Source organism: Pseudorhodoplanes sp. (genome assembly GCA_032027085.1).
In the GTDB taxonomy this organism is placed as follows: domain Bacteria; phylum Pseudomonadota; class Alphaproteobacteria; order Rhizobiales; family Xanthobacteraceae; genus Pseudorhodoplanes.
Map to the genome: position 1 here is coordinate 3,165,311 of JAVSMS010000001.1, position 26,847 is coordinate 3,192,157.

General features: G+C 61.9%; 25 protein-coding genes. 15 read left to right on the top strand and 10 right to left on the bottom strand.

Features of this window, described 5'->3' with window-relative positions; all coding sequences use genetic code 11:
* Window positions 1–43 precede the first annotated feature (43 nt).
* The 5 genes from RO009_15285 to pobA all read left to right on the top strand — a co-directional run bounded on the left by RO009_15285 (window position 44) and on the right by pobA (window position 6,606).
* Entirely contained in the window at window positions 44–934 is an 891-nt protein-coding gene (locus tag RO009_15285) for a methyltransferase domain-containing protein (protein ID MDT3686398.1), read from the top strand.
* A 198-nt stretch (window positions 935–1,132) separates the two neighbouring features.
* A complete protein-coding gene (locus RO009_15290; GenBank protein MDT3686399.1) occupies window positions 1,133–1,402 on the top strand; it encodes a hypothetical protein in 270 nt (89 codons plus the stop codon).
* 122 nt (window positions 1,403–1,524) lie between these two features.
* On the top strand, window positions 1,525–3,045 hold the full coding sequence (locus RO009_15295; GenBank protein MDT3686400.1) for a caspase family protein: 1,521 nt from the start codon (window positions 1,525–1,527) through the stop codon (window positions 3,043–3,045).
* A 141-nt stretch (window positions 3,046–3,186) separates the two neighbouring features.
* Window positions 3,187–4,950 (top strand): radical SAM protein, encoded by a 1,764-nt coding sequence (locus RO009_15300; GenBank protein MDT3686401.1) that lies wholly within the window; start codon window positions 3,187–3,189, stop codon window positions 4,948–4,950.
* Window positions 4,951–5,439: 489 nt separating this feature from the next.
* Window positions 5,440–6,606 carry a 4-hydroxybenzoate 3-monooxygenase gene (gene pobA / locus RO009_15305; GenBank protein MDT3686402.1) on the top strand — a complete coding sequence of 389 codons (1,167 nt, stop codon included), beginning with the start codon at window positions 5,440–5,442 and terminating at the stop codon, window positions 6,604–6,606.
* A gap of 5 nt (window positions 6,607–6,611) precedes the next feature.
* Here pobA and RO009_15310 read toward each other — a convergent pair whose 3' ends face one another.
* Window positions 6,612–6,971 (bottom strand): SPW repeat protein, encoded by a 360-nt coding sequence (locus RO009_15310; protein ID MDT3686403.1) that lies wholly within the window; start codon window positions 6,969–6,971, stop codon window positions 6,612–6,614.
* Between the two features lie 470 nt (window positions 6,972–7,441).
* On the opposite strand from RO009_15310, the gene RO009_15315 reads away from it, so the two are divergent.
* Window positions 7,442–8,431 (top strand): tripartite tricarboxylate transporter substrate binding protein, encoded by a 990-nt coding sequence (locus tag RO009_15315; protein MDT3686404.1) that lies wholly within the window; start codon window positions 7,442–7,444, stop codon window positions 8,429–8,431.
* A 108-nt stretch (window positions 8,432–8,539) separates the two neighbouring features.
* Here RO009_15315 and parE read toward each other — a convergent pair whose 3' ends face one another.
* Window positions 8,540–10,537, bottom strand: a complete 1,998-nt coding sequence (gene parE, locus RO009_15320) for a DNA topoisomerase IV subunit B (GenBank protein MDT3686405.1) — start codon at window positions 10,535–10,537, stop codon at window positions 8,540–8,542.
* Between the two features lie 305 nt (window positions 10,538–10,842).
* Between parE and RO009_15325 the strand changes: the two genes are divergently transcribed.
* On the top strand, window positions 10,843–11,367 hold the full coding sequence (locus RO009_15325; protein ID MDT3686406.1) for a DedA family protein: 525 nt from the start codon (window positions 10,843–10,845) through the stop codon (window positions 11,365–11,367).
* 1 nt (window position 11,368) lies between these two features.
* On the top strand, window positions 11,369–12,160 hold the full coding sequence (locus RO009_15330) for an FkbM family methyltransferase (protein MDT3686407.1): 792 nt from the start codon (window positions 11,369–11,371) through the stop codon (window positions 12,158–12,160).
* 75 nt (window positions 12,161–12,235) lie between these two features.
* On the opposite strand, the gene RO009_15335 is transcribed toward RO009_15330, so the two are convergent.
* The gene (locus RO009_15335; protein MDT3686408.1) at window positions 12,236–12,745 is read right to left on the bottom strand and encodes a heme-binding protein; all 510 of its coding nucleotides are present in this window, start codon (window positions 12,743–12,745) and stop codon (window positions 12,236–12,238) included.
* A 290-nt stretch (window positions 12,746–13,035) separates the two neighbouring features.
* On the opposite strand from RO009_15335, the gene RO009_15340 reads away from it, so the two are divergent.
* Together RO009_15340 and cysK are read left to right on the top strand one after the other, a co-directional pair.
* Window positions 13,036–14,040, top strand: coding sequence for an MBL fold metallo-hydrolase (locus RO009_15340; protein MDT3686409.1), 1,005 nt, complete (start codon window positions 13,036–13,038; stop codon window positions 14,038–14,040).
* A 377-nt stretch (window positions 14,041–14,417) separates the two neighbouring features.
* On the top strand, window positions 14,418–15,395 hold the full coding sequence (gene cysK, locus RO009_15345; GenBank protein ID MDT3686410.1) for a cysteine synthase A: 978 nt from the start codon (window positions 14,418–14,420) through the stop codon (window positions 15,393–15,395).
* A gap of 136 nt (window positions 15,396–15,531) precedes the next feature.
* Here the strand turns inward: cysK and RO009_15350 are convergent, their stop codons facing one another.
* Both RO009_15350 and RO009_15355 read right to left on the bottom strand, forming a co-directional pair.
* Entirely contained in the window at window positions 15,532–15,945 is a 414-nt protein-coding gene (locus RO009_15350; GenBank protein MDT3686411.1) for a cupin domain-containing protein, read from the bottom strand.
* Window positions 15,946–16,054: 109 nt separating this feature from the next.
* Complete coding sequence (locus RO009_15355) at window positions 16,055–16,891, bottom strand: methyltransferase domain-containing protein (protein ID MDT3686412.1); 837 nt, start codon at window positions 16,889–16,891, stop codon at window positions 16,055–16,057.
* A gap of 211 nt (window positions 16,892–17,102) precedes the next feature.
* Between RO009_15355 and RO009_15360 the strand changes: the two genes are divergently transcribed.
* Window positions 17,103–18,275 (top strand): AraC family transcriptional regulator, encoded by a 1,173-nt coding sequence (locus tag RO009_15360; GenBank protein MDT3686413.1) that lies wholly within the window; start codon window positions 17,103–17,105, stop codon window positions 18,273–18,275.
* Window positions 18,276–18,824: 549 nt separating this feature from the next.
* Entirely contained in the window at window positions 18,825–19,883 is a 1,059-nt protein-coding gene (gene argC, locus RO009_15365) for an N-acetyl-gamma-glutamyl-phosphate reductase (protein ID MDT3686414.1), read from the top strand.
* A gap of 3 nt (window positions 19,884–19,886) precedes the next feature.
* On the opposite strand, the gene RO009_15370 is transcribed toward argC, so the two are convergent.
* Genes RO009_15370 through RO009_15380 form a run of 3 tightly spaced genes read right to left on the bottom strand, consistent with a single transcriptional unit; the run spans window position 19,887 to window position 21,581 of the window.
* Window positions 19,887–20,672 (bottom strand): sulfite exporter TauE/SafE family protein, encoded by a 786-nt coding sequence (locus RO009_15370; GenBank protein ID MDT3686415.1) that lies wholly within the window; start codon window positions 20,670–20,672, stop codon window positions 19,887–19,889.
* A 16-nt stretch (window positions 20,673–20,688) separates the two neighbouring features.
* Window positions 20,689–21,225, bottom strand: a complete 537-nt coding sequence (locus RO009_15375) for a rhodanese family protein (protein ID MDT3686416.1) — start codon at window positions 21,223–21,225, stop codon at window positions 20,689–20,691.
* Between the two features lie 41 nt (window positions 21,226–21,266).
* Window positions 21,267–21,581 (bottom strand): metalloregulator ArsR/SmtB family transcription factor, encoded by a 315-nt coding sequence (locus RO009_15380; GenBank protein ID MDT3686417.1) that lies wholly within the window; start codon window positions 21,579–21,581, stop codon window positions 21,267–21,269.
* 75 nt (window positions 21,582–21,656) lie between these two features.
* On the opposite strand from RO009_15380, the gene RO009_15385 reads away from it, so the two are divergent.
* Both RO009_15385 and RO009_15390 read left to right on the top strand, forming a co-directional pair.
* Complete coding sequence (locus RO009_15385) at window positions 21,657–22,532, top strand: MBL fold metallo-hydrolase (protein ID MDT3686418.1); 876 nt, start codon at window positions 21,657–21,659, stop codon at window positions 22,530–22,532.
* Window positions 22,533–22,654: 122 nt separating this feature from the next.
* Window positions 22,655–23,488, top strand: coding sequence for an IclR family transcriptional regulator C-terminal domain-containing protein (locus RO009_15390; GenBank protein MDT3686419.1), 834 nt, complete (start codon window positions 22,655–22,657; stop codon window positions 23,486–23,488).
* Window positions 23,489–23,589: 101 nt separating this feature from the next.
* Here RO009_15390 and RO009_15395 read toward each other — a convergent pair whose 3' ends face one another.
* Window positions 23,590–23,988, bottom strand: a complete 399-nt coding sequence (locus tag RO009_15395; GenBank protein ID MDT3686420.1) for an MAPEG family protein — start codon at window positions 23,986–23,988, stop codon at window positions 23,590–23,592.
* Window positions 23,989–24,131: 143 nt separating this feature from the next.
* On the opposite strand from RO009_15395, the gene RO009_15400 reads away from it, so the two are divergent.
* On the top strand, window positions 24,132–24,824 hold the full coding sequence (locus RO009_15400; GenBank protein ID MDT3686421.1) for a carbonic anhydrase: 693 nt from the start codon (window positions 24,132–24,134) through the stop codon (window positions 24,822–24,824).
* Between the two features lie 19 nt (window positions 24,825–24,843).
* Here RO009_15400 and phaC read toward each other — a convergent pair whose 3' ends face one another.
* Window positions 24,844–26,652: a class I poly(R)-hydroxyalkanoic acid synthase gene (gene phaC, locus RO009_15405; GenBank protein ID MDT3686422.1), complete on the bottom strand. Its 1,809-nt coding sequence runs from the start codon at window positions 26,650–26,652 to the stop codon at window positions 24,844–24,846.
* Window positions 26,653–26,847: the final 195 nt, after the last annotated feature.

Consider the following 26,847-nt stretch of genomic DNA (forward strand, 5'->3'; position numbering starts at 1 on the left):
AGCGCCTGCGTAAAATACCATAGTCAGTTGATTGGAGAAATGCATGAAGGCGTTGAAGTTGCTAGCAGGTGCTGCGGTTATTCCCGCTGTGGCCGCGGCATTGGTTCTGAATCCGTTCAGCCCGTCGCCGGGTTTGGCCAATGGCGCAGCAGCGACCGCTGCCCAGCCTGACAAGCCCAGGACCGCCCAACTCTCCGAGTATGAGCCGACCGTCGGCCAGGAAGGCAAGGATGTGGTCTGGGTGCCGACCGCGCAGTCGCTGGTCAACAAGATGCTCGACATGGCCAAGCTCACGCCGTCCGATTATCTGGTCGATCTCGGCTCCGGCGATGGCCGCACCGTCATCACCGCAGCGAAGCGCGGCGCCACCGCGCACGGCATCGAATACAATCCGAAGATGGTGGAGTTGTCGAAGCGCAATGCCGAGAAGGAAGGCGTGAGCGCGAAAGCGACATTTGCGCAGGCCGACATTTTCGAAAGCGATTTCTCCAAGGCGGATGTCGTCACCATGTTCCTGTTGCCGGAACTGAATTTGCGACTGCGTCCGAACATCCTGAAGATGAAGCCGGGCACGCGCATTGTCACCAATTCGTTCAGCATGGGCGACTGGACCGCCGACCAGACTGAAAGCGTGAACGAGGATTGCCGCTCCTATTGCACCGCATTTCTCTGGATCGTGCCGGCCAATGCTGCGGGCAGCTGGAAACTGCCGCAGGGCGAGGTGACGCTGGAGCAGAAATTCCAGGTGGTGTCGGGCAATCTGAAGAGCGGCAGCAATTCCACCGCCGTGACCGAGGGCAGGCTCAACGGCGAGCAGATTGTGTTCAAGGCCGGCGGCACCGAATATTCCGGCAGGGTTGCTGGCGACACCATGGAGGGCGTTGCCAAGACCGGCGGCAAGGAAGAGAAATTCCAGGCGACGCGGGTGAAGTAGGTCTGCCTCCTCCTCAGGCCTTCTCCAACTGCTTGAAATGCGATTCTTTCGTCATGGCCGGGCATAGCCCGTCACTGCAAAAGCCTGATTCATTGGCCGCATTTTGGGTCAGACTCTCGGCATGAGGCCGATCAGGGCTGGAAAACGGTTCGAGCCGGCGTTAATCCCACTCTAACGCTCCCGCCGTAAAACCGCGGCATGTCGTTTGTTGAGTATATTCGCGTACCCGATCCGACGACCGTCGAACTGCTGACCATTCCGGTCCTGTTTCTGGTCGTGCTGTTTCTGACGACGCTGGCGGGCTTCCGCGGGCGCGCCGCCTTGGTCGTGACCGCCTGCGTTCTGGCGATCTGCGTCATGGCCCTCGCAACGCGCCAGGACATCTACACCCACGAAACCAAGATCGGCATGGCCGTCGCCACCATGCTGCTGGTGATTTTCTGGAAGTTGCGGGCGCGCAAGGCGTAGCGGGCCTTATCACCACGGCTCTTTGAACTCATCCCCAGGCCCGTGCGACTATCGTCTGGGGCGGATCTGCAACGGGCCCGGCAGGGATCGCGGATTCAGCGGGTTTTTCAGGGGGATTTCCGATGCGACAGTTTGCGCAACGCCTGGCCCTGGTGCTGGCCGCCCTGATTCCGGGCGCGCTCATGGTTTTTGCCCCGGCGCCCGCTCATGCGCAGAAGAAGGTGGCGCTGGTCATCGGCAACGATGATTACAAGAACATTCCCGCGCTGAAGAAAGCCGGCAACGATGCCCGCAGGATGGGCGAGACTCTCAAGGCCCTCGGCTTTCAGGTGATCGAGGCGCACAATCAGACCCGCCGACAGATGAGCGAAACCTTGCTCTCCTTCGACCGCGCGCTGGCGCAGGGCGACACCGCGTTCTTCTTTTTTGCCGGCCACGGCTTTGAAATCCAGGGCGACAATTATCTGTTGCCGGTCGACGTGCCGGAGGCAACGGAAGGGCAGGAGGAGCTTGTCCGCGATGCGTCTTTCGCAGCTCAGCGCGTGATCGAACGTTTGCAGGCGCGCGGCGTGCGCACCTCGATCATCGTGCTCGATGCCTGCCGCAATAATCCGTTCGAGCGGCCGGGCAAGCGTTCGGTGCGCGGTTCGGCCGGTCTCGCGCCGATGACACCGAACGAGGGCGTGTTCGTGGTCTTCTCCGCCGGCGCGAAACAGGCCGCGCTCGACCGTTATTCGGAAGACGACAAGGACCCGAATTCGGTCTTCACCCGCTATTTTGTGAAGGAGCTCAGCACGCCCGGCCTGACCTTGGTTCAGGTCGCCAAGCGCACGCAGTCGGAAGTAAAATTGCTCGCAGCGAAGTGGCGACACGATCAGACTCCCGCCTATTACGACCAGATCGTCGGCGACGTGGTGCTGAACGGGACACTCGATCCCAAGCGCCAGATCGAGGTGCTGCCGCAGATCGCTTCTTTGCCGGCGCAGCCCCTCGGTCCGCGCGAGCGCATCACCACGCATCCCGATGATCTCAATGCGCCGATCGCGAATTTCATGCGCCACAATGGCGGCTGGTCGGTGACGCTGTCCTTCGCCGATCCGGTCACCGCGATTTCCTGGCGCATGGGCGAGAGCGGCAATTTCAAGGAAACCGGCTTCCTCGACACGCTCGACCCGCGCACCCGCAAGCGCATGCCCAATCCGTCGATCCAGCTCGATGCCGACACGCCGGAGGGCACCATTTACGTCCGATCGGCCGATCTGCGCGGCAACTGGAGCGAGCCGCTGCCTGTGAAGTTCAATCCGGTGGAGGCGCTGGAAAGGAGCCAGCGGCAGATCCTGGAAATGACCAGCGGTTCCTGGCTGTCGTTCCGCGAATACAATGGCCTGCTGGTCTATTGGACGCATCTTGCGTCTTACCGCTGCGCCATCCGCGAGGTGAAGGTCGGTATCGATTCCACCGTGCCCGACCGCAAGATCGCACTGCCGCCCTGCGACATGCGCGATCCGGTGGCGATTCCGCACAATGCGCAGACCTATCTGAAGCTGCCGGCGGCGACCAAATTCATGTCGGTCGAGCTGACCTATAGGGACGGCTCGGTGTCGGAAACAAAGACATTTCGTGCGGATACCCGCAGGAACTGAGGGGCGCGATCTCGCAGGGCGAGACGGCACGCCACTCCGATACCGCTGCCGGGATTGATAGGGCTTGCGCGAAGCAGCGAAACAATATGACATGCCTTCATGGCGGAGATCGCACGCTTGCGTCCTGGGGGCCAAGGCGAGATGACCAAGCAGGCCCAACCCGCCATTCGCAGGTTCCCGATCATTTTGATCAAGCCGTCGCATTACGATGCTGACGGCTATGTCATCCAATGGTGGCGTTCGACGATTCCGTCGAACAGCCTTGCCAGCGTCTACGGGTTGCTTGACGAATGCGCGCAGGCGAAGGTGCTCGGCCCCGATGTCGACATCGAGATCGAGGCCTATGACGAATGCAACACCGTCATCGACGTTAAGCGCACAATCCGCGCGATCAGCACCGCCGGTGCCGGTTTCGTCGGGCTCGTCGGCGTGCAGTCCAATCAGTTTCCGCGTGCGCTCGATCTCGCGCGGCAGTTCCGCGCCGCCGATATTCCGGTTGTGATCGGCGGCTTCCATGTCAGCGGCTGTATCTCGATGCTTCCGGAATTGCCGCCTGATCTGAAGGAGGCGCGGGATCTCGGTGTCATCCTCTATGCAGGCGAGAGCGAGGGCCGTATGGAGGGCCTGCTGCGGGAAATGGCTGCAGGCACTGCAAAGCCGGTCTACAATTACCTGAAAGACATGCCAGACATGACCGCGGCGACATTTCCGATGTTGCCACGCAAGGTGGTGACGCGTGTCGCCGGTCACTATGCGAGCTTCGATGCCGGGCGCGGCTGCCCGTTCCAGTGCAGCTTCTGCACCATCATCAATGTGCAGGGGCGCAAGTCGCGCTACCGTACGGCCGATGATGTGGAAGGCATTGTCCGCGCCAATGCGAAGCAGAACATCACGCGCTTCTTCATCACCGACGACAATTATGCCCGCAACAAGAACTGGGAAGCGATACTCGATCGCCTGATCGAGTTGCGTGAAAAGGAAAACTTCAAGATCAGGCTGCTGCTGCAGGTTGATACGCTTTGCCACCGTATTCCGGGATTCATTGAAAAGGCGGCGCGCGCGGGCTGCACCGCGGTCTTTGTTGGACTTGAAAATATCAACCCTGAATCCCTGATGGGCGCGAAGAAACGCCAGAACAAGATCTGGGAATATCAGGAGATGTTTCACGCCTGGCGCAAGGCCAAGGTGATGACCTTTGCCGGCTATATTCTCGGCTTTCCGACCGACACGCCCGAGTCGATCGCGCGCGATATTGAGATCATCAAGAAGGAATTGCCGGTCGATATCCTGGAATTCTTTTATCTCACCCCGCTGCCGGGTTCGGAAGACCATAAGACCCTGCTCATGAACGGCATTCCGATGGATCCGGACATGAACAAGTATGATCTTGAACATGCTTGCACGGCGCATGCCACCATGTCGAAAGAGACTTGGGAGAATGTCTATCGCAGCGCCTGGACGCGCTATTACAGCGACGATCATGTCGAGACGATCATGAAGCGCGCCGCTGTTACCGGTTTGAACAAGACCAAGGTGCTGGACGCGATCACGCTGTTTTCGGGCGCGTCGCGTATCGAAGGCGTGCACCCGCTGCAATTCGGGTTTGTCCGCCGAAAAATCCGCACCCAGCGACGCTACGGGATGCCAGTGGTCAATCCGCTGATCTTCTATCCCTGGCGCGTCTATGATTTTGGCAAGGTCGCGTTCCGCTGGATCAAGCTGGTGCGGCGCTATCGCACAATGATGAAGCAGGTCCTTTCCGATCCTGCGATCAAGTCCTACTCCGATCACGCGCTTGATCCGCCGGCAGGTCACAATGCGCCGATGTCGGATTTCGTGAAAGCATATGCCGACAAGATACCGCACACCCACGGCGCGCCGGTGCAGGAAGCTGTGCTGAACTGACCTCGTCAGGCATAGACCTCAGTCTGCGCCGCTGGTGGCTTTCGGCAAGCAGGGTCGTGGGAATGCTATTTCCCGCGCTTTCCGTCCCCAGGCCCGCGCCATGACTGCCAGCGCCCTTCATCCTTGACCAGCAGCAGTATCGTTTCGATGCCGCGCGTTGTCGTGATGCCGTTCTCGGTCATTTCGCAAGCGGCCAGGACAACCGCAAAATCGCGCGGATGCCGGCGCCGAGTGCGGCGAAGTCTTGCCAGTTTGGCTGCTTGGGTCGGTGACCATGCGAGGCTTCCGACCCGGCGTTCGATGATTGCGCGCGTGGCCGGTGCGTCGTCCTTGTCGCGGGTTTCGGCGAATGCCCATATTCAATGAGGCGCATCTAACAGGGCCGGCCGGACTTCCGGAAAAATCCTATTCGATCCGGCAATCGTCCCTTTTCCGGCCGACAGGCGCCTTGTAGGGGATACAAAACAACAATGGGACCAGGAGGAAATAATGCGGACCCAGGTGGGCATTATCGGCGCAGGCCCGGCGGGCCTGATGCTCTCGCATCTGTTGCATCTTGCCGGCATTGACTCGATCATCATCGAGAACCGCAGCCGCGATTATATCGAAAACCGCATCCGCGCCGGCCTGATCGAGCAATGGGCGACCGACATGCTGGTGGAGACCGGGGTCGGCGCGCGCATGCAGCGCGAGGGGATGTTCCACGACGGCAACTATCTCTGCTTCAATGGCGAGCTGCACCGCATCAATTTCCGCAAGCTCGTCGGCAAGGGCATCACCATCTACGGCCAGCAGGAAGTGGTGAAGGACCTGGTGGAGCGGCGGCTCGCCGATGGCGGCCAGATCCTGTTCGAGGTTGACAACGTCTCGGTGCACGACGTCGAGAGCAAATCGCCGAGAATCAGCTTCACCCATGAGGGACAACAGAAGGACATCGCCTGCGATTTCATTGGCGGTTGCGACGGTTTTCACGGCATATGCCGGCCGTCATTCCCGGCAGAATTGCTTCGCGTCTATGAGCGCGAATATCCGTTCGGCTGGCTCGGCATTCTGTCCGAATCCCCGCCGCCGAAGGACGAACTGATTTACTCCTATCACGACAACGGCTTCGCGCTTTACACCATGCGCTCGCCGACATTGGCGCGCCTCTACCTCCAGGTCGACCATAACGAAGACATCAAGAATTGGCCGGACAGCCGCATCTGGGAAGAACTGCATGTCCGTCTCGGTGGCACCTGCCCGTTGCAGGAAGGTCGGATGCTGCAGAAGAGCATCACGCCGATGCGCTCTTTTGTCTGCGAGCCGATGCAGCATGGGCGGTTGTTCCTCGCAGGAGATGCTGCCCACATCGTGCCGCCGACCGGCGCCAAGGGAATGAATCTGGCGCTCGCCGACGTGCGCGTCCTCGCGCGCGCGATCGACGAGTTCTACAAGTCGGGCCGGACCGAAAAGCTCGACAGCTATTCTGCGACCTGCCTCGGGCGGATCTGGAAAGCCCAGCGATTCTCCTGGTGGATGACGCAGATATTCCACCGCTTCCCGGACGAACTGCCTTTCGATCACCGCCGGCAACTGGCGGAGCTGGACTATGTCGCCACGTCGACGGCGGCGGCGACCGCGCTGGCGGAGAATTACGCGGGGCTGCCAATTGATTGAGGCGGCTATCCCGGACGCACGTCGTCTAGGGATCCGTAATGGATCAACCAGAGTTCAAGCAGGGCAAGATAGGCAACGACGATGCCGACGCCGATACTGATCTTCATCGACGCCGCCTGCGGAAAGCCGAGCAGCCAAGGCGCCGCGATCAGCCACAGCCCGAGGAACAGGGTGATCCATTCCTCCCACTCGGAAAAGACCATGATCGCGGCAATGGCCACGGCCACCAGAAGAAATCCGCTTGCCCAGCTCTCCAGGCGGGCAGGCTCGTAGCTGAAGGCGAACAGCCACGGCGACAGGAACAGGAACAGGCCAAGTGCCAAATTGTAGGTGTCAAAAATCGCCTCTCTGCGCCATTTGAGCATGACAGCCTCCCTATATCTGGTTTTGGCCTTGGCACTCTCCGGGCTGGTATGGTCGCTCATCATCGCCGTCGCAACGATGCTCAAGAACGTGCAGGCCGCGATTTACAGCGCGATTGCCGTTGATATTGCCCGGACGGCCAAGGCCGCCGACGATGAATCACTGGCCATGGGTGTTTCTCCTGACGGTCGCTGTCAAACAGCGCGACATTATCGTGTTGGTTCTCATAAACGCGTGCGGCGAGGCAGCGGTTCGCCCCGCACGTCGCCAATACCGCACGGATCGACATTAAATTTTGGACATCGACGGCGGCGACCGCGCTGGCGGAAAATTACACGGGCCTTCCCAGCGATTGACCAGTCCGGCCGGATAATTTTGCTTCCGTCTTCTTCCGCTGACCCCTTATTCTCCTGGGCTAAGGGCGCCGGCGGCGACTCCAGGCCGCATGCAATGCGCCCGCTTGGAGGAAACGATGGGTGGAATCGGGCTTGCCCGCCTTGTGCGGGGCGTAACGCTATTTGTGTTGATGTCCACAGGCTTGGGTCTGCAATCCGCTCAGGCGCAGAGCGACTATCCAACCAAGCCGATCCGTCTGGTTGTCGGCTTCGCTGCCGGCGGCGGCAACGACATTTTTGCCCGTCTGATTGGTAACAAGCTACAGGAAAAGCTGGGCTGGACCGTCGTCATCGAGAATCGGCCGGGGGCGGGCGGACGGACTGCGGCGGAATTCGTCGCGCGCGAGCCGGCGGACGGCTACACGGTCCTGATCGGCGCCAGCGGGGCCATGGCCATCGGGCCGGTGATCTACAAGACCGGCTACGACACCCTGAAAAGCTTCATCCCGGTGACCATGATCGGCGACTATGCGCTATTCCTCGTCGTTAAGGCCGATCATCCTGCCAAGACCGTCGCCGAACTCGTCGCCTGGACCAAGGCGAATCCGGACAAGTCAAATTACGCAAGCTCCTCGCCCGCCTTCACGCTGCCGATCGAGTTGTTCAAGCTGCGCACCGGCGCGCAGGGGACCGCTATTCCCTTCAAGAGCAGTGGCGAATCGATCCTCAACATCATCTCCGGCAACGCCATGATGACGATCGTCGATCCGCCGCCGGCGGTGCCGCAAGTGCAGGGGGGCAAGCTGCGCGCGCTGGCGGTGACGGGGTCGTCGCGGTCGCCAGCCCTGCCGAACGTGCCGACCATGACGGAGGCCGGCGTGAAGGGCATGGATGTCGCACTCTGGAGCGGCCTCTTCGTCCCGGCCGGCACGCCGAAGCCGATTGTCGACAAGCTTGCAAGAGAAGTGCGCGAGGTATTGCTCAACACCGACGTGAAGGAAAAACTCGCGGCCCTCGCCACCGCCGCATCGGGCATGCCGCCGGAGGCTTTCGCGCGTCACATCGATGCGGAGATCAGGATGTGGAGGTCGGTGGTGAAGGAGGGGAATTTGAAATTCGGGCAATAGAGGGAGGCTTGCCCCGATTTGTCTCCGTCACCCCGAGGTGCTCACGCGCCGATCTCGTGTTTGCTCGAGATCGGTATTCTTGAACTTCGCAAGTCGGCTGCGCAGGCCTCACACATCCAGCATTTCATCCGACGCGAATTCTGCGCGTTCCTGGATGAAGGCGAAGCGCGCCTCGGGCTTCGTACCCATGAGGTGATCCACCGATTTCGATGTTTTCGCGCGCTCGGTGTCGACCAGGACGACCCGCAGCAATGTGCGTTTCGCCGGATCCATGGTCGTTTCCTTCAGCTGGCTGGGCAGCATTTCGCCGAGGCCCTTGAAGCGTCCGACCTCGACCTTGGCGTTGGCGTGAAATTCCTTCTTCAGCAGAATCTCTTTGTGCTTGTCGTCGCGCGCATAGAACGTCTTGCCGCCATGGCTGAGACGATAGAGCGGGGGCACGGCGAGATAGAGATGCCCGTTCTCGATCAGCCGCGGCATCTGCCGGTAGAAGAAGGTGATGAGCAGTGAGGCGATATGGGCGCCGTCGACATCTGCGTCGGTCATGATGATGACCTTGTCGTAGCGCAGGCCGCTGTCGCTGTAATGCGTGCCGGCGCCGCAGCCCAGCGCCTGGATCAGATCGGCGAGTTGCTGGTTCTGCGCCAGCTTGTCTTTGCCGGCGGAGGCGACGTTGAGGATTTTGCCGCGCAGCGGAAGGATCGCTTGCAATTTGCGGTCGCGCGCCTGTTTCGCCGAGCCGCCGGCGCTGTCGCCCTCGACGATGAAAATTTCCGAACCCTGCGCCGCCGTGTTTGAACAATCGGCGAGCTTGCCGGGCAGGCGCAGCTTGCGCGAGGCGGTCTTGCGCGAGACTTCCTTCTCCTGCTTGCGGCGCAGCCGCTCTTCCGCGCGCTCGATCACGAAATCGAGCAGCTTGTTGGCCTGCAGCGGATTGCCGGCAAGCCAGTGATCGAAGGGGTCTTTCACTGCCTGTTCGACGACGCGCGCGGCTTCCGGCGAGGCGAGGCGGTCCTTGGTCTGGCCCTGGAATTCCGGCTCGCGGATGAAGACCGAGATCATCGAGGCTGCGCCCGACATCACGTCGTCGCTGGTGACGATCGCGGCGCGCTTCTCCTGGCCGACACGCGCGGCGTGATCACGCAGTCCCTTGAACAGGGCCGTCCGCAGGCCGCTTTCGTGCGTGCCACCGTCATGCGTCGGGATGGTGTTGCAATAGGAGGAGGAGAACGGATCGACGTCGGCGACAAAGGCCACCGCCCATTCCGCCGAACCATGCCCGCCCTTCTTTTCCGAACGCCCGAAAAAGATATCGGGATGCACCAGGGTCGCGCCGTTGATGCTGGCGGCGAGATAATCCTTCAGCCCGCCGGGGAAATGCAGCGTCGCTTCCGCCGGCACGTCGCTGCCCGGCTTGATCAGGGAAGCATCGCAGCTCCACCGGATTTCCACGCCGCCGAAGAGGTACGCTTTCGCGCGCGTCATGCGGAACAGGCGCGCCGGATCGAAATGCGCCTTCTCGCCGAAAATCTGCGGGTCCGGCTTGAAACGCACCTGTGTGCCGCGCCGGTTCGGAACGCGCCCGAGCTTTTCCAGCCCGCCTTTCGGTTTGCCGCGCTGGAACGTCATTTTGTAAAGCTGCTCCCCGCGCGCGACTTCGACTTCCAGCTTTTCCGACAGCGCATTCACCACCGACACGCCGACACCGTGCAGACCGCCCGAAGTCTCGTACACCTTGGAGTCGAATTTGCCGCCCGCATGCAGCGTGCACATGATGATTTCGAGCGCGGATTTTCTCGGGAATTTGGGATGCGGATCGACCGGAATGCCGCGCCCGTTGTCGGTCACGCTCAGATATCCGTCGGTGCCGAGATGCACCTCGATGAAGCTGGCATGGCCGGCCAGCGCCTCGTCCATCGCATTGTCGATGACTTCGGCGAACAGATGATGCAGCGCCTTCTCGTCGGTGCCGCCGATATACATGCCGGGCCGGCGGCGCACCGGCTCCAGTCCTTCCAGCACCTCGATGTCATGCGCGGTATAGCCTTCGCCGGTCGGGCGGGCCGAAGCCTTTGCGCCGCGCACCGGTTTGCCGCGCGCCGGCATGTCAAACAGGTCGGCCGTCTTTTTCTCGGCTTTGGCGGCCGATTTGACGGTCTTGGTCGGCGCTTTGGGAGGCGTTTTCTTGGCGGGTGAGGGCTTCTTGGTCTTTTTGGCCATGAGGATCGCAGGACAGGTGTGAAACCAGGGGCTCGAATCGGATGTGCCGAACTATGCCATGCTGGGCACAAATCAAGATGGCAAAAGCATGAATGGGCGTTCAAGGACAGGCTGATGAATCAGGCAGTTGAACACTGGCGCGGCGCGCGCCGCCGGGCTAGACCTGTGGCCCCGCCGGGCCCGCCTTTTCCATGTTTCAGGACTACACCCAGATCGTCATGGACTTCGTGCGCCACAATCACATGTGGGCGCTGCCGATCGTCTTCGTTCTGGCCTTCGGCGAGTCGCTGGCCTTCATCTCGCTGTTTCTGCCGGCCTGGGCCATGCTGGTGGCGATCGGCGCGCTGATCAACGCCTCGGGCATCCCGTTCTGGCCGATCTGGGCGGCGGCGGCGTTGGGGGCGGCCGCCGGCGACTGGCTGTCCTACTGGATCGGCTTCAAGTTCAAGGACCGGGTCGCGCATATGTGGCCGCTGACCAAGCATCCGGACCTGCTGCCGCGCGGCCACGCCTTCGTGGAGAAATGGGGCGTCCCCGGCATCTTCATCGGCCGCTTCTTCGGCCCGTTGCGCGCCGCCGTGCCGCTGATCGCCGGTATCCTGGAAATGGAGTATTGGCATTTCCAGATCGCCAACGTCACCTCGGCTTTTGTCTGGGCTTTCGTGCTGCTGAAATTCGGCGATTTCGGTTTCGACATCTGGAAATGGTTCACCTGACGTGAGCGAGCCACGCGTCCCGAATTTTCGTCAACCGGTCGGCGCGTTGGAGCAGCGTTGGCGCCGGGCCTATGTCAGCCTCATGCGCGCGCTCGGTGTCAAATCCTTCACGACGCGGGCGAAGGGCGCGCGCTTTGTTGTCAACACCATCGATTTCATCGACCGTGAACTCGCGCTCAAGGGCGTCTGGGAAGGCGAGCAGCTCGAGGATTTCGCCGCCATCTGCCGCGCGCACCACGTCGACTATTTTCTCGACATCGGCGCCAATGCCGGCGTCTACAGCGTGCTGTTCGCGACGCATCATCTAGGCGGCGACATTATCGCCTTTGAACCCGATCCCGGCAATCATGCGCGGCTGATCGCCAATCTGCAAGCGAACGACCTCCTCTCGACCGTGCGGGTGATGCAGGTTGCAGTCGGCAGCACGGCCGGCGAGATGACCCTGATGGAGGCAGGCGCCCACAACCGCGGCGAATCCTGGATCGTGCATCCTGATCAGCCGCCGGAAGAAGCGCCCGGCGTTGCGACCCATATCGTGAAACAGATCCGCTTCGACGATGAATTCAAGATCGCGGGCAAGACCATCCTTGTGAAGATGGATGTCGAAGGCTCGGAATTCCATGCGCTGGCCGGCATGGAGCGCACCTTGCGCGACAATCAATGCTATCTGCAGGTCGAGCTTTATTCAGACCGGTTCGAGGAATTGAAATCGCTGTTCGCGCGGCTCGGCTATCGCTATCTGAAGACCAATTACATCGATCACTATTTCACGAATATGCCGGGCGTCACCTGAGTCCGGAGCGGCGGCGAGGCTCCGCCGTGGCGGGCAACGGAGCCTCGGTTCGCAATGTCTGTTTAATCGTGACGTCTATTTGAGCGTATCGGCGCCGGCCTTGCAGGCGACGTTGTCCTGCGCGCCGGTGCCGCCGCTGCAGCCAATGGCGCCAATCACCTTGCCGCCTTCGATCAGCGGAACACCGCCGGGCGAGGCAACGATGGTGGGGTCGAGGGTCGGAATATAGGCGCCGGCCGGGTTCTGCATGGCGTTGAACAAGGCCTCGGTCGGCCGGCGGAAGCGCGCCGCGGTCCGCGCCTTGCCTTGCGAGATCGCGACAGAAGCGATCTGCGTCTGCTCCATTCTGTGGAAATAAACGAGGTCGCCGTTGGTATCGACCACGGCGATCGCCAGCTTCCAGTTGCGCGGCGATTTCTTCCCCTCGGCGACGGCAGCGGCGACAACCTGCGCCGCGCGGTCGGCGGTGATCGAGGTGCCATAGGGAACGTCAAAGGGCATCTGATCCGGCACCTGTGCAGGGGCGGCCGTCGCGGACAAGACAGCGGCCAGAATGAAAGACGCAAATGTCGTGAATGGACGCATCAAATCCTCCCAGGTTGATTGAGTGAATGTGATGATTGTCAGCGCCGCGGCACGCATGGATCGCCGCCGGCGACCAGCAGTCTATCGGCAGCGGATATCTTGCGCCATTATGGCCCGGCCATCCGGTTCTGAATATTTCCGGCCGGCCCGCCTTTTGCTGGGGGAATAAATCTGACCGTACGGTGTTTCGTTGAAATCGCCGTCATGATCGTACCGACTGGCGATACAGTTCTCACATGGTGGTATTGCCGGACGCCAACGTTTCGGCCGCTCTTTGAGGGAGGATTTAGATGAGTGAATTGACACGCCGCACTTTGCTGACGGCGACTGCTGCAACGGCAGCCGCCGGTGCGATGGGTCCGCTGATTTCTGCGCAGCCGGCGAGGGCGCAGGGCGCCGCCGGCCAGCAGGTCGCGAGCTGGTATCGCTACAAGGTCGGCGACATCGAGGTGACGGCGGTGACCGACGGCGTCTCGCGCTTCAAATTTCCCGATGCCTTCGTGTCCAATAAGAAACGCGAGGACGTGAACAAGGCGTTGGAAGCCGCATTCATGGACAAGGATATGATGGCGATCCCTTATACGCCGATCGTCGTCAAGAACGGCGGCAAGTATACGGTCATCGACACCGGCACCGGCGAAGCGAATTTCACCAACAGCAAAGGCTCGGCCGGCCAGTTCCATCGCAATCTCGCCGCCTCCGGGATCGACGCCAAGGATGTCGCGACCGTCATCATCTCGCATTATCACGGCGACCACATCAACGGATTGCTGAAAGCCGACGGCTCGCTGGCCTTCCCGAATGCGGAAATTTTGGTGCCGGCCGCCGAGCACAAATATTTCATGGACGATGCCGAAATGAACAAGCAGACCAACGAGCGCATGGTCGGCGTGTTCAAGAATCAGCGCCGCGTGTTCGGCAATGCCGAAGTCGCCAAGCGCGTGAAGCCCTATGAGGCCGGCAAGGAAGTGGTGCCCGGCATCAACGCGGTCGCGACGCATGGCCACACGCCCGGCCACACCTCGCATGTGATCTCGTCGGGCGGAAAGTCCGTCTTCGCGCAGGCCGATGTCACCAATGTGCCGTTCCTGTTCGCGCGCAATCCCGGCTGGCATCTGATGTTCGATCAGATTCCCGACATGGCGGAAGGCACGCGCCGCAAAGTCTACGACATGCTGGCGGCTGAAAGAATGATGGTGCAGGGATTCCATTATCCGTTCCCGGCCGTGGCCCATGTCGAGAAAACTGCGACCGGCTATCGCGAAGTGCCGATGCCCTGGAGCCCGACGCTCTGATCTGTCGCTTGCACGGCAGTCTGAACAAAAAGGCCGCACCGGACCCGGTGCGGCCTTTGCGTTGTCTGGCCGCAACGCGCGTGCCTGCAGCCTCCGGCCGCTTTGGCTGGATGATGCTTGCCGCGATCGACAGGAGCGCCGACAAGCTCCTGCGTGTCATCCGCACGGGATGCGCTTGAGTTTTATGCTCACGAGAAGGCCGGTTACAAACGTAAAATTCTCCTTCGACGGGTTCAAAGAGATCTTTGTTTCAAATTTGCAAAGCGACCTCGCCGATTGTCCGAAAGCAATCAGGTCGATGCCGAGATGTGACATTGATGCGCAACCGAAGTCGCCAATCGGAATGTTCGGCACCGTGAGACAAGGAGCAATGGCGTATGGCTGGATGGTTCAAAGATAACGCGCAGTCGATCGGCCACACCCCGCTGGTTCGCCTCAACCGCGTCGCGGGCAATACCAGGGCCACGGTCTTGGCCAAGATCGAAGGGCGCAATCCCGCCTATTCGGTCAAGTGTCGCATCGGCGCGGCGATGGTTCAGGATGCGGAGAGGCGTAACCTGCTTGGTCCCGGCAAGGAGCTGATCGAGCCGACCAGTGGCAATACGGGGATCGCACTGGCTTTCGTCGCGGCGGCGCGTGGCATCCCGCTCACTTTGACCATGCCCGAGACCATGAGCATCGAACGCCGCAAACTGCTGACGGCCTTTGGGGCGAAGCTTGTCCTTACCGATGGAGCGCGCGGCATGCCGGGCGCGATCGCCAAGGCCGAGGAACTGGTAGCGTCGAATCCCGATCGCTACGTGCTGCTGCAGCAATTCAGAAATCCGGCCAATCCCTTGATTCACGAGCAGACGACGGGCCCGGAAATCTGGAACGACACGGACGGGGCGATTGATATCTTGGTCTCCGGCGTCGGGACCGGTGGCACCATCACGGGGGTGTCGCGACACATCAAACGAACCCGCGGCAAAAACATTCTGTCTGTCGCCGTCGAGCCGGCCGCAAGCCCGGTTCTGAGCCAGAAGCGTGCCAATCAGCCGCTGAAGCCCGGACCTCACAAGATTCAGGGGATCGGCGCAGGCTTCGTTCCCGACGTGCTCGACCTGTCGCTGGTCGATGCGATCGAGCAGGTCTCGAACGAGGAGTCTATCGAGTTTGCGCGGCGTCTTGCGCGTGAAGAGGGGCTTCTTTCGGGAATTTCGAGCGGTGCGGCAACCGCCGTCGCAGTGCGTTTAGCCCAGCAGGCCGAGAATAGCGGCAAGACGATCGTGGTGGTGCTGCCGGATTCCGGCGAACGGTATCTTTCAACGGTCCTGTTCGAAGGGATGTTCGACGCCCAGGGACTGGCAGCCTGAATAGGGGCGGCGAGGCCGCAAGTCTGGCCATTGCTCAGACGAGAGGTGACTGAACGAAGGCCGCACCGGACCGGGCGGCCTTCGCGTTGTCTTTTCCGGCATACCGTGTTGCAACGGGCGAGCCTGCAGCTTCCGGTCACTTCATGCGCGGATCGTCGGCGGGCTCGACATAGGTCACATCAAACGGACCTGTGCCATTGATCTGCACGATCGTTTCCTCCTCGGCTATCGCATAGTGCGGCATGCCTGCGGGTAGGTGAAAGAAGCTCGCGGGCGGCAGCGGCTTGATCGCTGAGCGGTCCACCTTCTCGCCGGAGGTGATCGAGAAGCGCCCCGAAATGACGGTGACGAACTCGTCCTTGGAATGCCGATGCGGCGGGACGACAAAGTTTGCGGGGAATTTGAGCCGCAAAACGAACGGGCCCTCCTTGCCGGGGTTGCCGAGCAGCACGGCGGCCTGCGCGCCGGGCGGAAGCGAGGGCGGCGCCTTGCCCCATGTGATGGCGTCGGCAGACACCACGGTGTGATGGGAGTCACTCGCGTGCAGCATCGATGCTCCGACGAATGCGGGGCTTAATGCGAGTGCGAGAGCAATCAAGCGCGACATGGACGTCATGGCATTGTTCCTTTCGTGCGTTACGGGGGAAAATTACGCGGCGTCAGCGCCGCGTAACGACGATCTCGAGATACTCGCCGGGCACCACCATCGTGCCGTCGTCGGCGCGATTGAATTTCGCGATGAGGCCGTGCAGATCTGCGATCAGCGCCTTGCGCCTGGTCTCGTGCAAGGCCGCCAGCGCCTTCAGCACAGGGCCATAATAGGTCGCGAACACATCGAGGAAATGCGTGGGGGAGCGATAGCGGAAGACAAAGTTGCGCGGCTCCGCGACGATCGATGCGGCCTCATTGCCGAACAGTTCAGTGAGCCGTTCGCGTGTACCCCAGAGGGCGGGCGACTTAACTCCTTCCGGCGGCGGCAGATGTGCGCCAAGCGTCTTGAACATCTGGCCGATGAATCCCTGCGGCGTCCAGTTGGCCATGCCGATCTTGCCGCCGCGCTTGCACACGCGGAGCATTTCGGCGGCGGCCTTGTCCTGGTCCGGCGTGAACATCACCCCGAAGGACGACACGACGGCGTCGAAGCTTCCGTCTGCAAACGGAAGCCTTTCCGCGTCCGCCTCCTTGAAGGACATGTCGAGCCGCTCGGCCTCGGCGCGCTCGCGCGCGCGTCCGAGCAGGGCGGGCACGTAATCCGTCGCAACCACGTCGCACCAGCGTCGCGCGGCGGCGAGCGAGACGTTGCCATTGCCGGCAGCGACGTCGAGCACGCGCTGTCCGGCGCGAAGATCGAGCGCCTCGCACAGCGTTTCGCCGACGATCTGCAGGGTTGTGCCGACGACCGCATAGTCGCCCGACGACCAGGCGGCCTGCTGGCGCGTTTTGACGGCGGCAAGATCGGGGGCGGGAGGGGCTACTACAGCTTGGGCCTGAGCCATGATATGATCTCCAAAATGCGCCGGCGGGATCGCCGGCTTGCCGCTCTACTGGCCTTTCGACCGGAACGCTGCTATGCAGCGCCCGCAGCGACATGCAGAAACCGCAATCGGATTGAATTTTTTTGCGATTGCGCGGCGCGAACCGTTGGGCGGCGCCGGGACACGAAGACTTTAGGCAGCGTCGAAAGCTAAGGACTTTTCGGGAGGTCCGATGGGCCAGCAGTGGAATGCCCTTGAGCATGACGGCCTGACGCCGCGCGAGCGCGCGGCGCTGCCGGAAAGCGTCACGCGCGCGCTGAACTGGCTCAATGCGCGGCTGGACGAGCCTGTCGCGCTCGACGATCTCGCCGCAGTCGCCGGCGTGCGGCCGCGCACGCTGGAAGCGCATTTCAAGATGCATCTCGGCACGACGCCGCTTGGCTGGGTACGCAGAACGCGGCTTGCGCGCGCGCGCCAGCAATTGCTGGCGTCGGGCGGCGAAGCGAATATCACCGACATTGCCAGCGCCAACGGTTTCAGCGAGCTTGGTCGCTTCGCCGGGCAATACCGGAAACAATTCGGCGAATTGCCGTCGCAGACCTTGAAAGCGGCGCGGGGCGACACTCCGAATGACGAGATCGACGATGAAGCGCTGCGTCTGAGCTGGCGCGCGCTTTCGTCCGCATTCATGGTCGGGCCGGAATCGAATCGTGCGGCACTCGACGATGTCGAACGCGCGCAGGAGATTGCCCCACATTACGCCTTGCCGAAGGCGATTGCGGCCTGGTGCTGGGCGCAGCGCGCCGCACACGGGTTCAGCGACACGCCGCAGCTCGATCGCGCGCATGCGCTGAAGCTCGCCGACGAGACGGCGCGGCTCGCGCCGCACGATGCGCTCGCGCTCAGTCTTTGCAGCGGTGCGCTCACGCTGGCGCGCCGCTTGTCGGAGGCCGACCGCTTGATCGAGCGTTCGCTTGCGATGGAGCCGTGGTCACCCTGGGCCTGGATCAGGCGCGCCTGGCTGTCCGCCTATCAGGGCGATGACGAAGCGGCGCTGCGCGAGATGCAGATGACGCTGCGGGTGATGCCGTTCGAGCCGATGCGGCATCTCGCTTTCATCGGCATGGGCTGCGCGCATTTCAACGCCGGTCGCTATGACCGCGCGGCGCGCTGGGTACAGAGCGGTGTGCAGGCGGTGCCGGATTCGTTCTGGGCCGAACGCGTGCTGGTCGCCTCGACCGCGCTCGCGGGTGAGAGAGCCCAATCCCGCCGGCAGGCGCGAACGCTGTTGCGCAAGGACGACAGCCTTACCGTGACCGGCGCGCGCGCTGCCTGGCCGTTTACGCCAGGCTTCATCGACCGGCTGGGAGAGGGATTGCAGATCGCGGGCGTGCCAAGGAACTAGCCGGGTATCCTGGCCTGCCATTTCGTCTCTACTGTGTGCCAGTTGGAGCGCGCCTGAGCTATGCGATTGCTCGCGCGAGGACACGCATGCTCGGCGCAGATCAGGCGACGCTCGGGCCATCCTCGCGCCCGAGGAAGTGCATTTCTATGAGCATGACAAACGGCAGATCTAAGAGCAGGACAAACGGCAGGATCTAAGAGCAGGCAAATGGCAGAGCCGCTGGATTCCAGGTCCGGGCGTACAGCGGTCGCGTGCGCACTAGGAATTTGTTCACGTGAAACAACGGACCAAATCCTTGAAACCTGGTCATTATTGACGCCGCCTCGAGGCGGTCCTATATGGCGCGCCATGACGAAGGCGCGCCCATTCTCGTTCCGCCGCCGTGCCGGCGCGGCACGGGTGCGTGCTTGCGCGTGATCGTCTCGTGCCGCCGGACATCGGCTCCGCGGCGTTTCTTCTCCCGAAATTCGCGGTTGTCATGTCCCGGCGGCGCCGGTTGATTGAACATGGCGGCTCGCGTAAGCCGCTGGCGAAGCTTGGAGAAACGACATGGCGACGAAGGCGAAGATCGGGGTGCTCGGCGCCTCAGGCTATACCGGCTCCGAACTGGTGCGGCTGTTGCTGCGGCATCCGCGCGCCGAGATCGCGCTGCTCACCGCCGACCGCCGGGCCGGGCAGGAGATGCGCGCCGTGTTTCCGCAATTCTCGCCGTTCGATCTGCCGACGCTGGTGTCCATCGATGACGTCGATTGGAAGACCACCGGCCTCGACCTGATCTTCTGCGCGTTGCCGCATGCGACCACGCAGAAGGTGATTTCGCAGATCTTTGCGGTGAAGCCTGACGCGAAAGTCGTTGACCTGTCTGCCGATTTCCGGCTGCGCGATGTGGCCGCCTACGCCAAATGGTACGGCCATGAGCACCACGCACCGGAGCTGCAGAAGGAGGCCGTCTACGGCCTTGTGGAAGTCCACCGGCGCGAGATCAAGAATGCGCGGCTGATCGCCAATCCCGGCTGCTACACCTCGGGCGCGCAATTGCCGCTGACTCCGCTCCTGAAGGCGAAGGCGATCGAGACCGACGAGATCGTGATCGACGCCAAGTCCGGCATGACCGGGGCGGGGCGTTCGCCCAAGGAAGCCATGCTCTTCTCGGAGGTGTCGGAAGGCTTCCACGCCTATGGCGTCGGCCATCACCGGCATATGGCTGAACTGGATCAGGAATTCTCGCTCGCCGCCGGCAAGGAGGTGATCGTCACCTTCACCCCGCATCTGGTGCCGATGAACCGCGGCATCCTCTCGACCATCTACGTGCGCGGCCGGCGCGGCAAGACGCCGGAAGACCTTCATGCGATACTATTGAAGTTCTACGAGAAGTCGGCGTTCGTGCACGTCCTGCCGTTCGGCGAGACCCCGCAGACGCGGCACGTTCGCGGCTCAAACATGACCTTCATCGGCGTGGCCAAAGACCGCATTCCCGGCCGCGCCATTGTGATCTCTGCGCTCGATAATCTGGTGAAGGGCGCCTCGGGGCAAGCGATCCAGAACATGAATCTGGTACTCGGCTATCCCGAGACGACGGGATTGGAACAGGTTGCGCTGTTTCCGTGAGCGTCAGTGCATCAGCGCGGAATAGCTCATGTACAGGCCGACGCTGATGACGATGCCTGCAAAGGTGAGGGAAAGCGCCCGCTTGTAGGGCGCCAGCCGTCGCGCTAGTGCGATGCCCAACACGCCGCCGATCATGCCTCCGGCAACAAAGGTTGCCGCCAGCCGCCAGTCCACAAGACCGGAGAACGCGTAGCTCGTCGCGGTCGTAAGCCCGAAGGCGCTCACCGACACCAGCGAGGAGCCGATGGCGTTGAGAAGCGGCATCGCGGTCGCACCGATCAGGCCGGGCACGATCAGAAAGCCGCCGCCGATGCCGAAAAAGCCGGACAAGGCGCCGACGCCGAAGCCCCAGGCGGCGAGACGGGGCAAAAGCTTGCGCGCGCTGGCGCGTGTGAGTTTGACTTCGGGGTCGCCGTCGGTGCGGCGCGGCCACAGCATCAGGAGGCCGACGATCACCATCAGCGCGCCGAACAGGCCGAGCAATGGTCCGCCCGGCATCATCTTGCCGAATTGCGCGCCGGCCGCTGCGCCGGCAATGCCGGAAAGCGCGAACACGATGGCGCAAGGCCATTTTACGGTCCGTGCGCGTGCATGCCCGGCGAGATTGAAGGCCGCGCTCAACGCCACCGCCACCGCGCTGGTTCCGATCGCGACATGCGCCGACGGCACCCCGACGACATGAATCAGGAGAGGCACGGCGAGGATCGAGCCGCCGCCGCCGATCAGGCCAAGAATGAAACCAACCGCGCTGCCGGAGAGGACCGACAGGATGTCCTGAAACTCGATCATGTCGGGGTAACGCGCCTTACGCTGCTGCGGCGCCCCTGCGATTCCACGGCATAAAGGCCAGCACCTTTGCCATGCCGCAAAAGCCGGTGATGCCTGCAAAGATCAATCCGGCGCCGACGAATCCGGACAGCGCGTAGAAGAAGGGATTGACCAGCGCACCGAGCAAAACGCCAATCAGAACAAGGCTGCCGGCTCCGATTTGCACCTGGCGGATGATCTCGATCGGCTGCTTGCGATCAATCGCGACCGGCAGGCCGGCCTTCTTCCAGGCGTCGAGCCCGCCTTCCAGCACATAGACGTTGCAGCCCTGCACCGCCTCGGCGAGCTTCGCAGCATTGGCCTTGGTGCGCATGCCGGTGCGGCAATGGAAGATCAGCACATCGTCACCCGCCCGAACGGGGCTTTCGGCGTCGATCTTCGACAGTGAGTGGTGACGCGCGCCGGCGATGCGCTCGCGCGCATGCTCGTCGGCTTCGCGGACGTCGACCACCACCGCGCCTTCGCGGATCAGGCGGGCCGCCTCATGCGGCTGAACAGCTTTCAGATCGCTCATCTTGTATTCCTTTTCTTGGTGTTGCGAGCTTTCGCTCGGGATCACGGGCAGTAGATATCCTTGAGGAGCTGAAGCAGCCGCGCGACTTTCGGATCGGTCAATCTGTAGAAGATTGTCTGTGCATCGCGCCGCGTTCCGACGAGGCCGTTATCCCGCATCATGGCGAGATGCTGCGACAGCGCCGACTGACTGAGCCCGACCGCATCGGCAAGGGCGCCAACCGGCATTTCCTCCTCGCCGATCAAACGGCAGAGGACCAGGAGTCGTTTCTCGTTGGCGACCAGCTTGAGCAGGCGCGCGGCATCCCCCACTTTCTTCTCGAAAATAGCGAGGTCGGCAGCCCGTTTCGTAGTCAAGACTATGCTCCTGATTAGATATTGCTAAATTAGGGTACCATAATATATAAGTCAAGGTCAGCACAGGAGTTTGCCATGACGACACCGCGCAGGCCCGAGATCAGGGCCTTTTTCGATGAACCGACCAACACCGTGAGCTACCTGGTCTGGGACGCCGCCACCCATGAGGGCGCCGTGATCGACCCGGTGCTGGATTTCGATCATCGCTCCGGCAAGGCGTCGGTCGCTTCCGCCGATGCGATCCTGGATTTCGCCGTACAAGCCGGGGTCAAGATCGTCTGGGTACTCGAAACTCACGCGCACGCCGATCATCTGTCGGGCGCGCCGTACATCAAGCTGAAAACCGGCGCCAAGGTCGGCATCGGAGAACATATTCGCGACGTGCAGCGCATCTTCCGACCGGTCTTCAATGCGCTCGATGTGTCGGGCGAGGGCACTGAATTCGATCATCTCTTCAAGGACGGCGAGCGGTTCAAGATCGGCGGGCTCGACGTCGAGATCATCTATACGCCTGGCCATACGCCTGCCTGCGTGTCGTACAAGATCGAGGACGCCGTGTTCGTCGGCGACACAATGTTCATGCCGGATTACGGAACCGCCCGCGCCGACTTTCCAGGCGGGGATGCACGTTCGCTCTACCGTTCGATCCAATGGATCCTCAGTCTGCCGGCCGAGACGCGCCTATTCATGTGCCATGATTACAAGGCGCCGGGCCGGGATTCATATGCGTGGGAGACCACCGTGGGCGAGGAGCGCGCGCGCAATGTTCACGTTCGCGATGGCGTCAGCGAAGATGAATTCGTAACGATGCGCGAAGCGCGCGACGCCAAGCTGGCGGCGCCGCTGCTGCTGTTGCCCTCGATCCAGGTCAATATCCGCGCCGGCAAATTTCCCCCCGCCGAATCCAATGGCGTCCACTATCTTAAAATTCCGGTGAAGCTGGCGTCCTAGACACCGCACCCAATGCTGAAATCGAGATCCTGGCGAGGCCGGTGGCGGCCTTGCCAGCCTTGAATTTGCGGCAGCCTGGTTCGATAATCGAACCTGAGTTCGTTATGCGAATAGGATTCCGCATGGCTTCCCATCTGACATCCCTGCCGGAGACAGCCGTTTCCGGCCCAGGATCACCCCGTGCGGGCCGTCCTGGTGCGGCCGACGACAAGGAATTCATGACCACTTTGGCCAAGGGCCTCGCGGTGCTCGACGCCTTCGGCCCGCACCGTCCGGCGATGACGCTGTCGCAGGCCGCTGCCGCGACGCAGGTCTCGCGCGCGACCGCCCGCCGGATCCTGCGCACGCTCACCGAACTCGGCTATGTGGCGCAGGAGGGCCGGCATTTCTCGCTGACGCCGAGCATCCTCGATCTCGGCTTCTCCTATCTCTCGACCCAGAACTGGATCGATCACGCGGTGCCGCTGATGAAGGAGCTGAGCGAGCGCATCCATGAATCGAGCTCGGCCGCGATCCTGCAGAATTTCGAGATCGTCTATGTCGCGCGCGTGCCGGCGAGCCGTATCATGTCGGTGGCGATCTCGGTTGGCAGCCGCCTGCCGGCATTCCACACCTCGATGGGGCGCGTCCAGCTCGGCTGCCTCGCCGACGACGTAATCTGGCGGCGGCTGACGTCAGTGCGTCTTGCGCAATACACACCGAACACCATCACCGAGCCGCAGGCGCTTTTCGCACGCATCCGCGCCGATCGCGCGCAAGGTTATTCCATTGTCGACGAGGAACTGGAGACCGGCTTGCGCTCGATCGCCGTGCCTATTGTCGACCGGCGCGGGCAGGCGGTGGCGGGGCTCAATCTGTCGGCGCATGCGATGCGGACCACGCGCGAAGACATGTGCAATGCTTTTCTTCCGGCCTTGCGCGACGTCGCCGCCCGGATTTCGGCGTTTGTGAATTAGGCAGTCCACGCGATCTTCCTCGACAGGTAGCCCGTCGCAGCCAGAAACAAAAAAAGCGCGGGTCTTGCGGCCCGCGCTTTCTGCTCAATTGCGTCCGGTGATCAAAGCAGCCGGAACACCGCCAGCACCAAAGCCGCCTGCGCCAGAAAGCCGACCGCGAAGGCGAGGGTGCGCAGCACCGGCACGCCGAGCGCATAGACGATCGCATGCGCCAGCCGCGCCCAGAAATACACCGCGCAGGCGATGGCGGTGGTCTGTGTCTGCCGGCCGAGCGAATCCAGGATCAAGACCAGCGGCGCAAAGATAACGAGATTGTCGACCGCGTTGGTGTGGGCGAAATACAGCCGCTGCGCCCACGGCGATTGCGGCTTATCCTTCGGAGAGGGATTGTCCAGGGTCTTCATCAGGCCGCGGACCATGATGCGGTCAATGATGTAGGGCAACCACAGCAGGCCGGTCAGAATGACCGTCATCGTCAGCCAGAATAATTCGCGTGACACGATTGCCTCCCATTTGCGTCGAAGCCGGACGGAGAGTGTAGCGCCTGTACGTTCTAAAATCCCACCCTTTGCGCTGGCGCTAATAATCCGGCGAATCGGTCAGACAAGGATAGAGTGGCCGCAGGTTGTTCCGGGAGGTCTTCATGCTGTCACGCCGTCGTCTTCTCCATGGTGCTGTCTGTGCATGCGGGGCGGCGTCGCTGGCTCCGTTTGTCCGGCAGGTCCATGCCGCGTCCGCCATGCCGAAAACCGCTTTGTCCGCCGATCAGGCACTTGCCTTGCTGAAGGAAGGCAATGACGCCTTTGTGAAGGGTTCCTGCGCCGCGACCGGCGCGCCGGCCCGCATCGGAGAACTAGCCAAGGGGCAGGCGCCTTTCGCGATTATTGTCGGCTGTTCCGATTCTCGGACACCGCCGGAGCAAGTATTCAGTCGCGGGCTCGGCGAATTGTTCATCACCCGGGTGGCAGGCAACACAGTCGATCCCGTCAGTCTCGGTTCGATTGAATACGGCCTCGCAGTCCTTGGGGTACCGCTGATCGTGGTTCTTGGTCACACACAATGCGGCGCCGTCGACGCCGCGGTGAAGGCGGTGAAAGACCATGCCAAATTTCCGGGCTCTATCGGCCGGGTGGTGGCACCGATCATTCCCGCTGTGCGCAGCGTCAAGGGGAGTGACGATATGGTGAACAAGGCAGTGCGCGCCAACGTCCAGCGCACGGTCGCGCAGCTCAAGACGGCCAAGCCGATCGTCGCCAAGGCGGTGAGTGGCGGTACGGCCAAGGTCGTCGGCGGTGTTTATGATCTGCAGAGCGGACTGGTGACGTTCATGATGTGACGGATGCGCCGGCGGACGATCACGACCGCACGCGCACATAGCTGCCCGGCGCATCCTCAATGGGTTTGAGTTTGCCGCTCCCCGGTTTTCGCGCCGGCACACGTTCGACATTTTGCGCTACGATCCAGGCGAGCCAGTCCGGCCACCACGATCCCTTGTGCTCGACCGCCTTTGTCATCCAGTCTTCGAATTCGCCGGCCGGCGTGTCACCCACCCAATACTGATACTTCGCCTTGGCGACCGGGTTGACCACGCCGGCAATGTGCCCGGAGCCCGACAGCACAAAGCGCACCGGCCCGCCGAAATATTGCGCGCCGAGAAACACAGATTTCGCCGGGGCAATGTGATCCTCGCGGGTGGCGAGATCATAGATGGGGACGGTGACCTTCTTCAAATCGAGACGAACGCCGCCGATCTCCATCTGGCCGCGGGTGAGCAGATTGTTGAGGTAGCAACTGCGCAGATAGAAAGAGTGATTGGCAGCCGGCATGCGCGTGGCGTCGGAATTCCAGTGCAGCAGGTCGAAGGGGAAGGGAGCTTTGCCTTTCAGATAATTGTTGATGATATAGGGCCAGATCAGATCGTTCGACCGCAGCAGATTGAACGCGGTCTTCATGTAGCGGCCGTCGAGATAGCCACGCTCCTGCATCTTCTGTTCCAGCGCCTTGAGCTGCTCTTCGTCGACGAAGACTTTCAGGTCGCCGGCATGGCGGAAATCGACCTGCGCAGCGAAGAAGGTGGCAGACAGGATGCGGTCGTCGTTCGTCGCCGCCATGTAGGCGAGGGTGATGGCGAGCAGCGTGCCGCCCACACAATAGCCGACCGTATGCACCTTGCTCTCGCCAGTAGCGTCGCGGATGGCGTCGAGCGCGGCCAGCGGCCCCTCGCGCATGTAATTCTCAAATCCTTTATCGGCGAGACGCTCGTCCGGATTCACCCAGGAGATGACGAAAACGGTGAGCCCCTGATCGACGCACCATCTGATGTAGGATTTCTCGGGCGTCAGATCGAGCACATAGAATTTGTTGATCCAGGGCGGCACGATGAGGAGGGGAGTCTTCAGCACCGCTTCTGTCGCCGGCGCATATTGGATGAGCTGCATCAACTCGTTCTGGAAGATCACCTTGCCAGGCGTCAGCGCCAGATTGCGGCCGAGCTCGAAGATGGACGGATCGGACTGGCGTATGTTGATATGCCCATGCGGATCGATGTCCTCGCTGAGCATCTGCATGCCGCGGACGAGATTCTCGGCATTAGAGGTCAACGTCTCGCGCAGCAATTCGGGATTGGTCAGGACGAAATTCGACGGCGACAGCGCGTTGGTGATCTGCCTGATATAGAATTCCGCCTTCTGGCGCGTATGCGGATCGAGGCCGTCTGCATTTCTGACCAGCCGGTCGGCCCAGTCGGTCGAGAGCAGATAAAGCTGCTTCAGGAAATCGAAGAACAGGTTTGACGACCATTCCGGGTCGGCGAAGCGCCTGTCCTTGGGATCAGCCTTGGCGACCGGTTCAACAGTTTCGCCGGCGAGGCGCTTGGCGGCCGAGCCCCAGAGTTCGAGATAGGAACGGCCGAGCGAGATTTGCAATTCGGCCGAGCGCTGCGGATCGGATAGCCAGTATTCCAGCACCTGTCCGAGCGTCTTCACCGCATCATTGATCTGGTCGGCAAAGTCGTCGCGGGCCCTGCCTTCCTCGCGCGGCTTCAGATAGGCGGCAAGCGCCTTGCCGCCTTCTTCGACAAAGCGTGCGAGATTCCCCGCGAAGCGCTCCACATCGACCGTGCCGTCTTCAGCAACGACCGGTTTCTCCGGCACCTTGTTCATCATCAACCCGAGCGCTCGCGGCTTTGTCTGCCGCTTTCCTCCAGCTCACTTTTGAGCTCCTTTGCATTGAGCATTGAGCCCCTTGCGCATTGATTCTAAGCAAGAATAGGACCGCAGAAGGGCTCAATTCGCCGTTAACCGCCTGTTTTTGCATCCTTGCTTTGGTCATATTGGCCCGATAGGGGCGGCTGATACCCT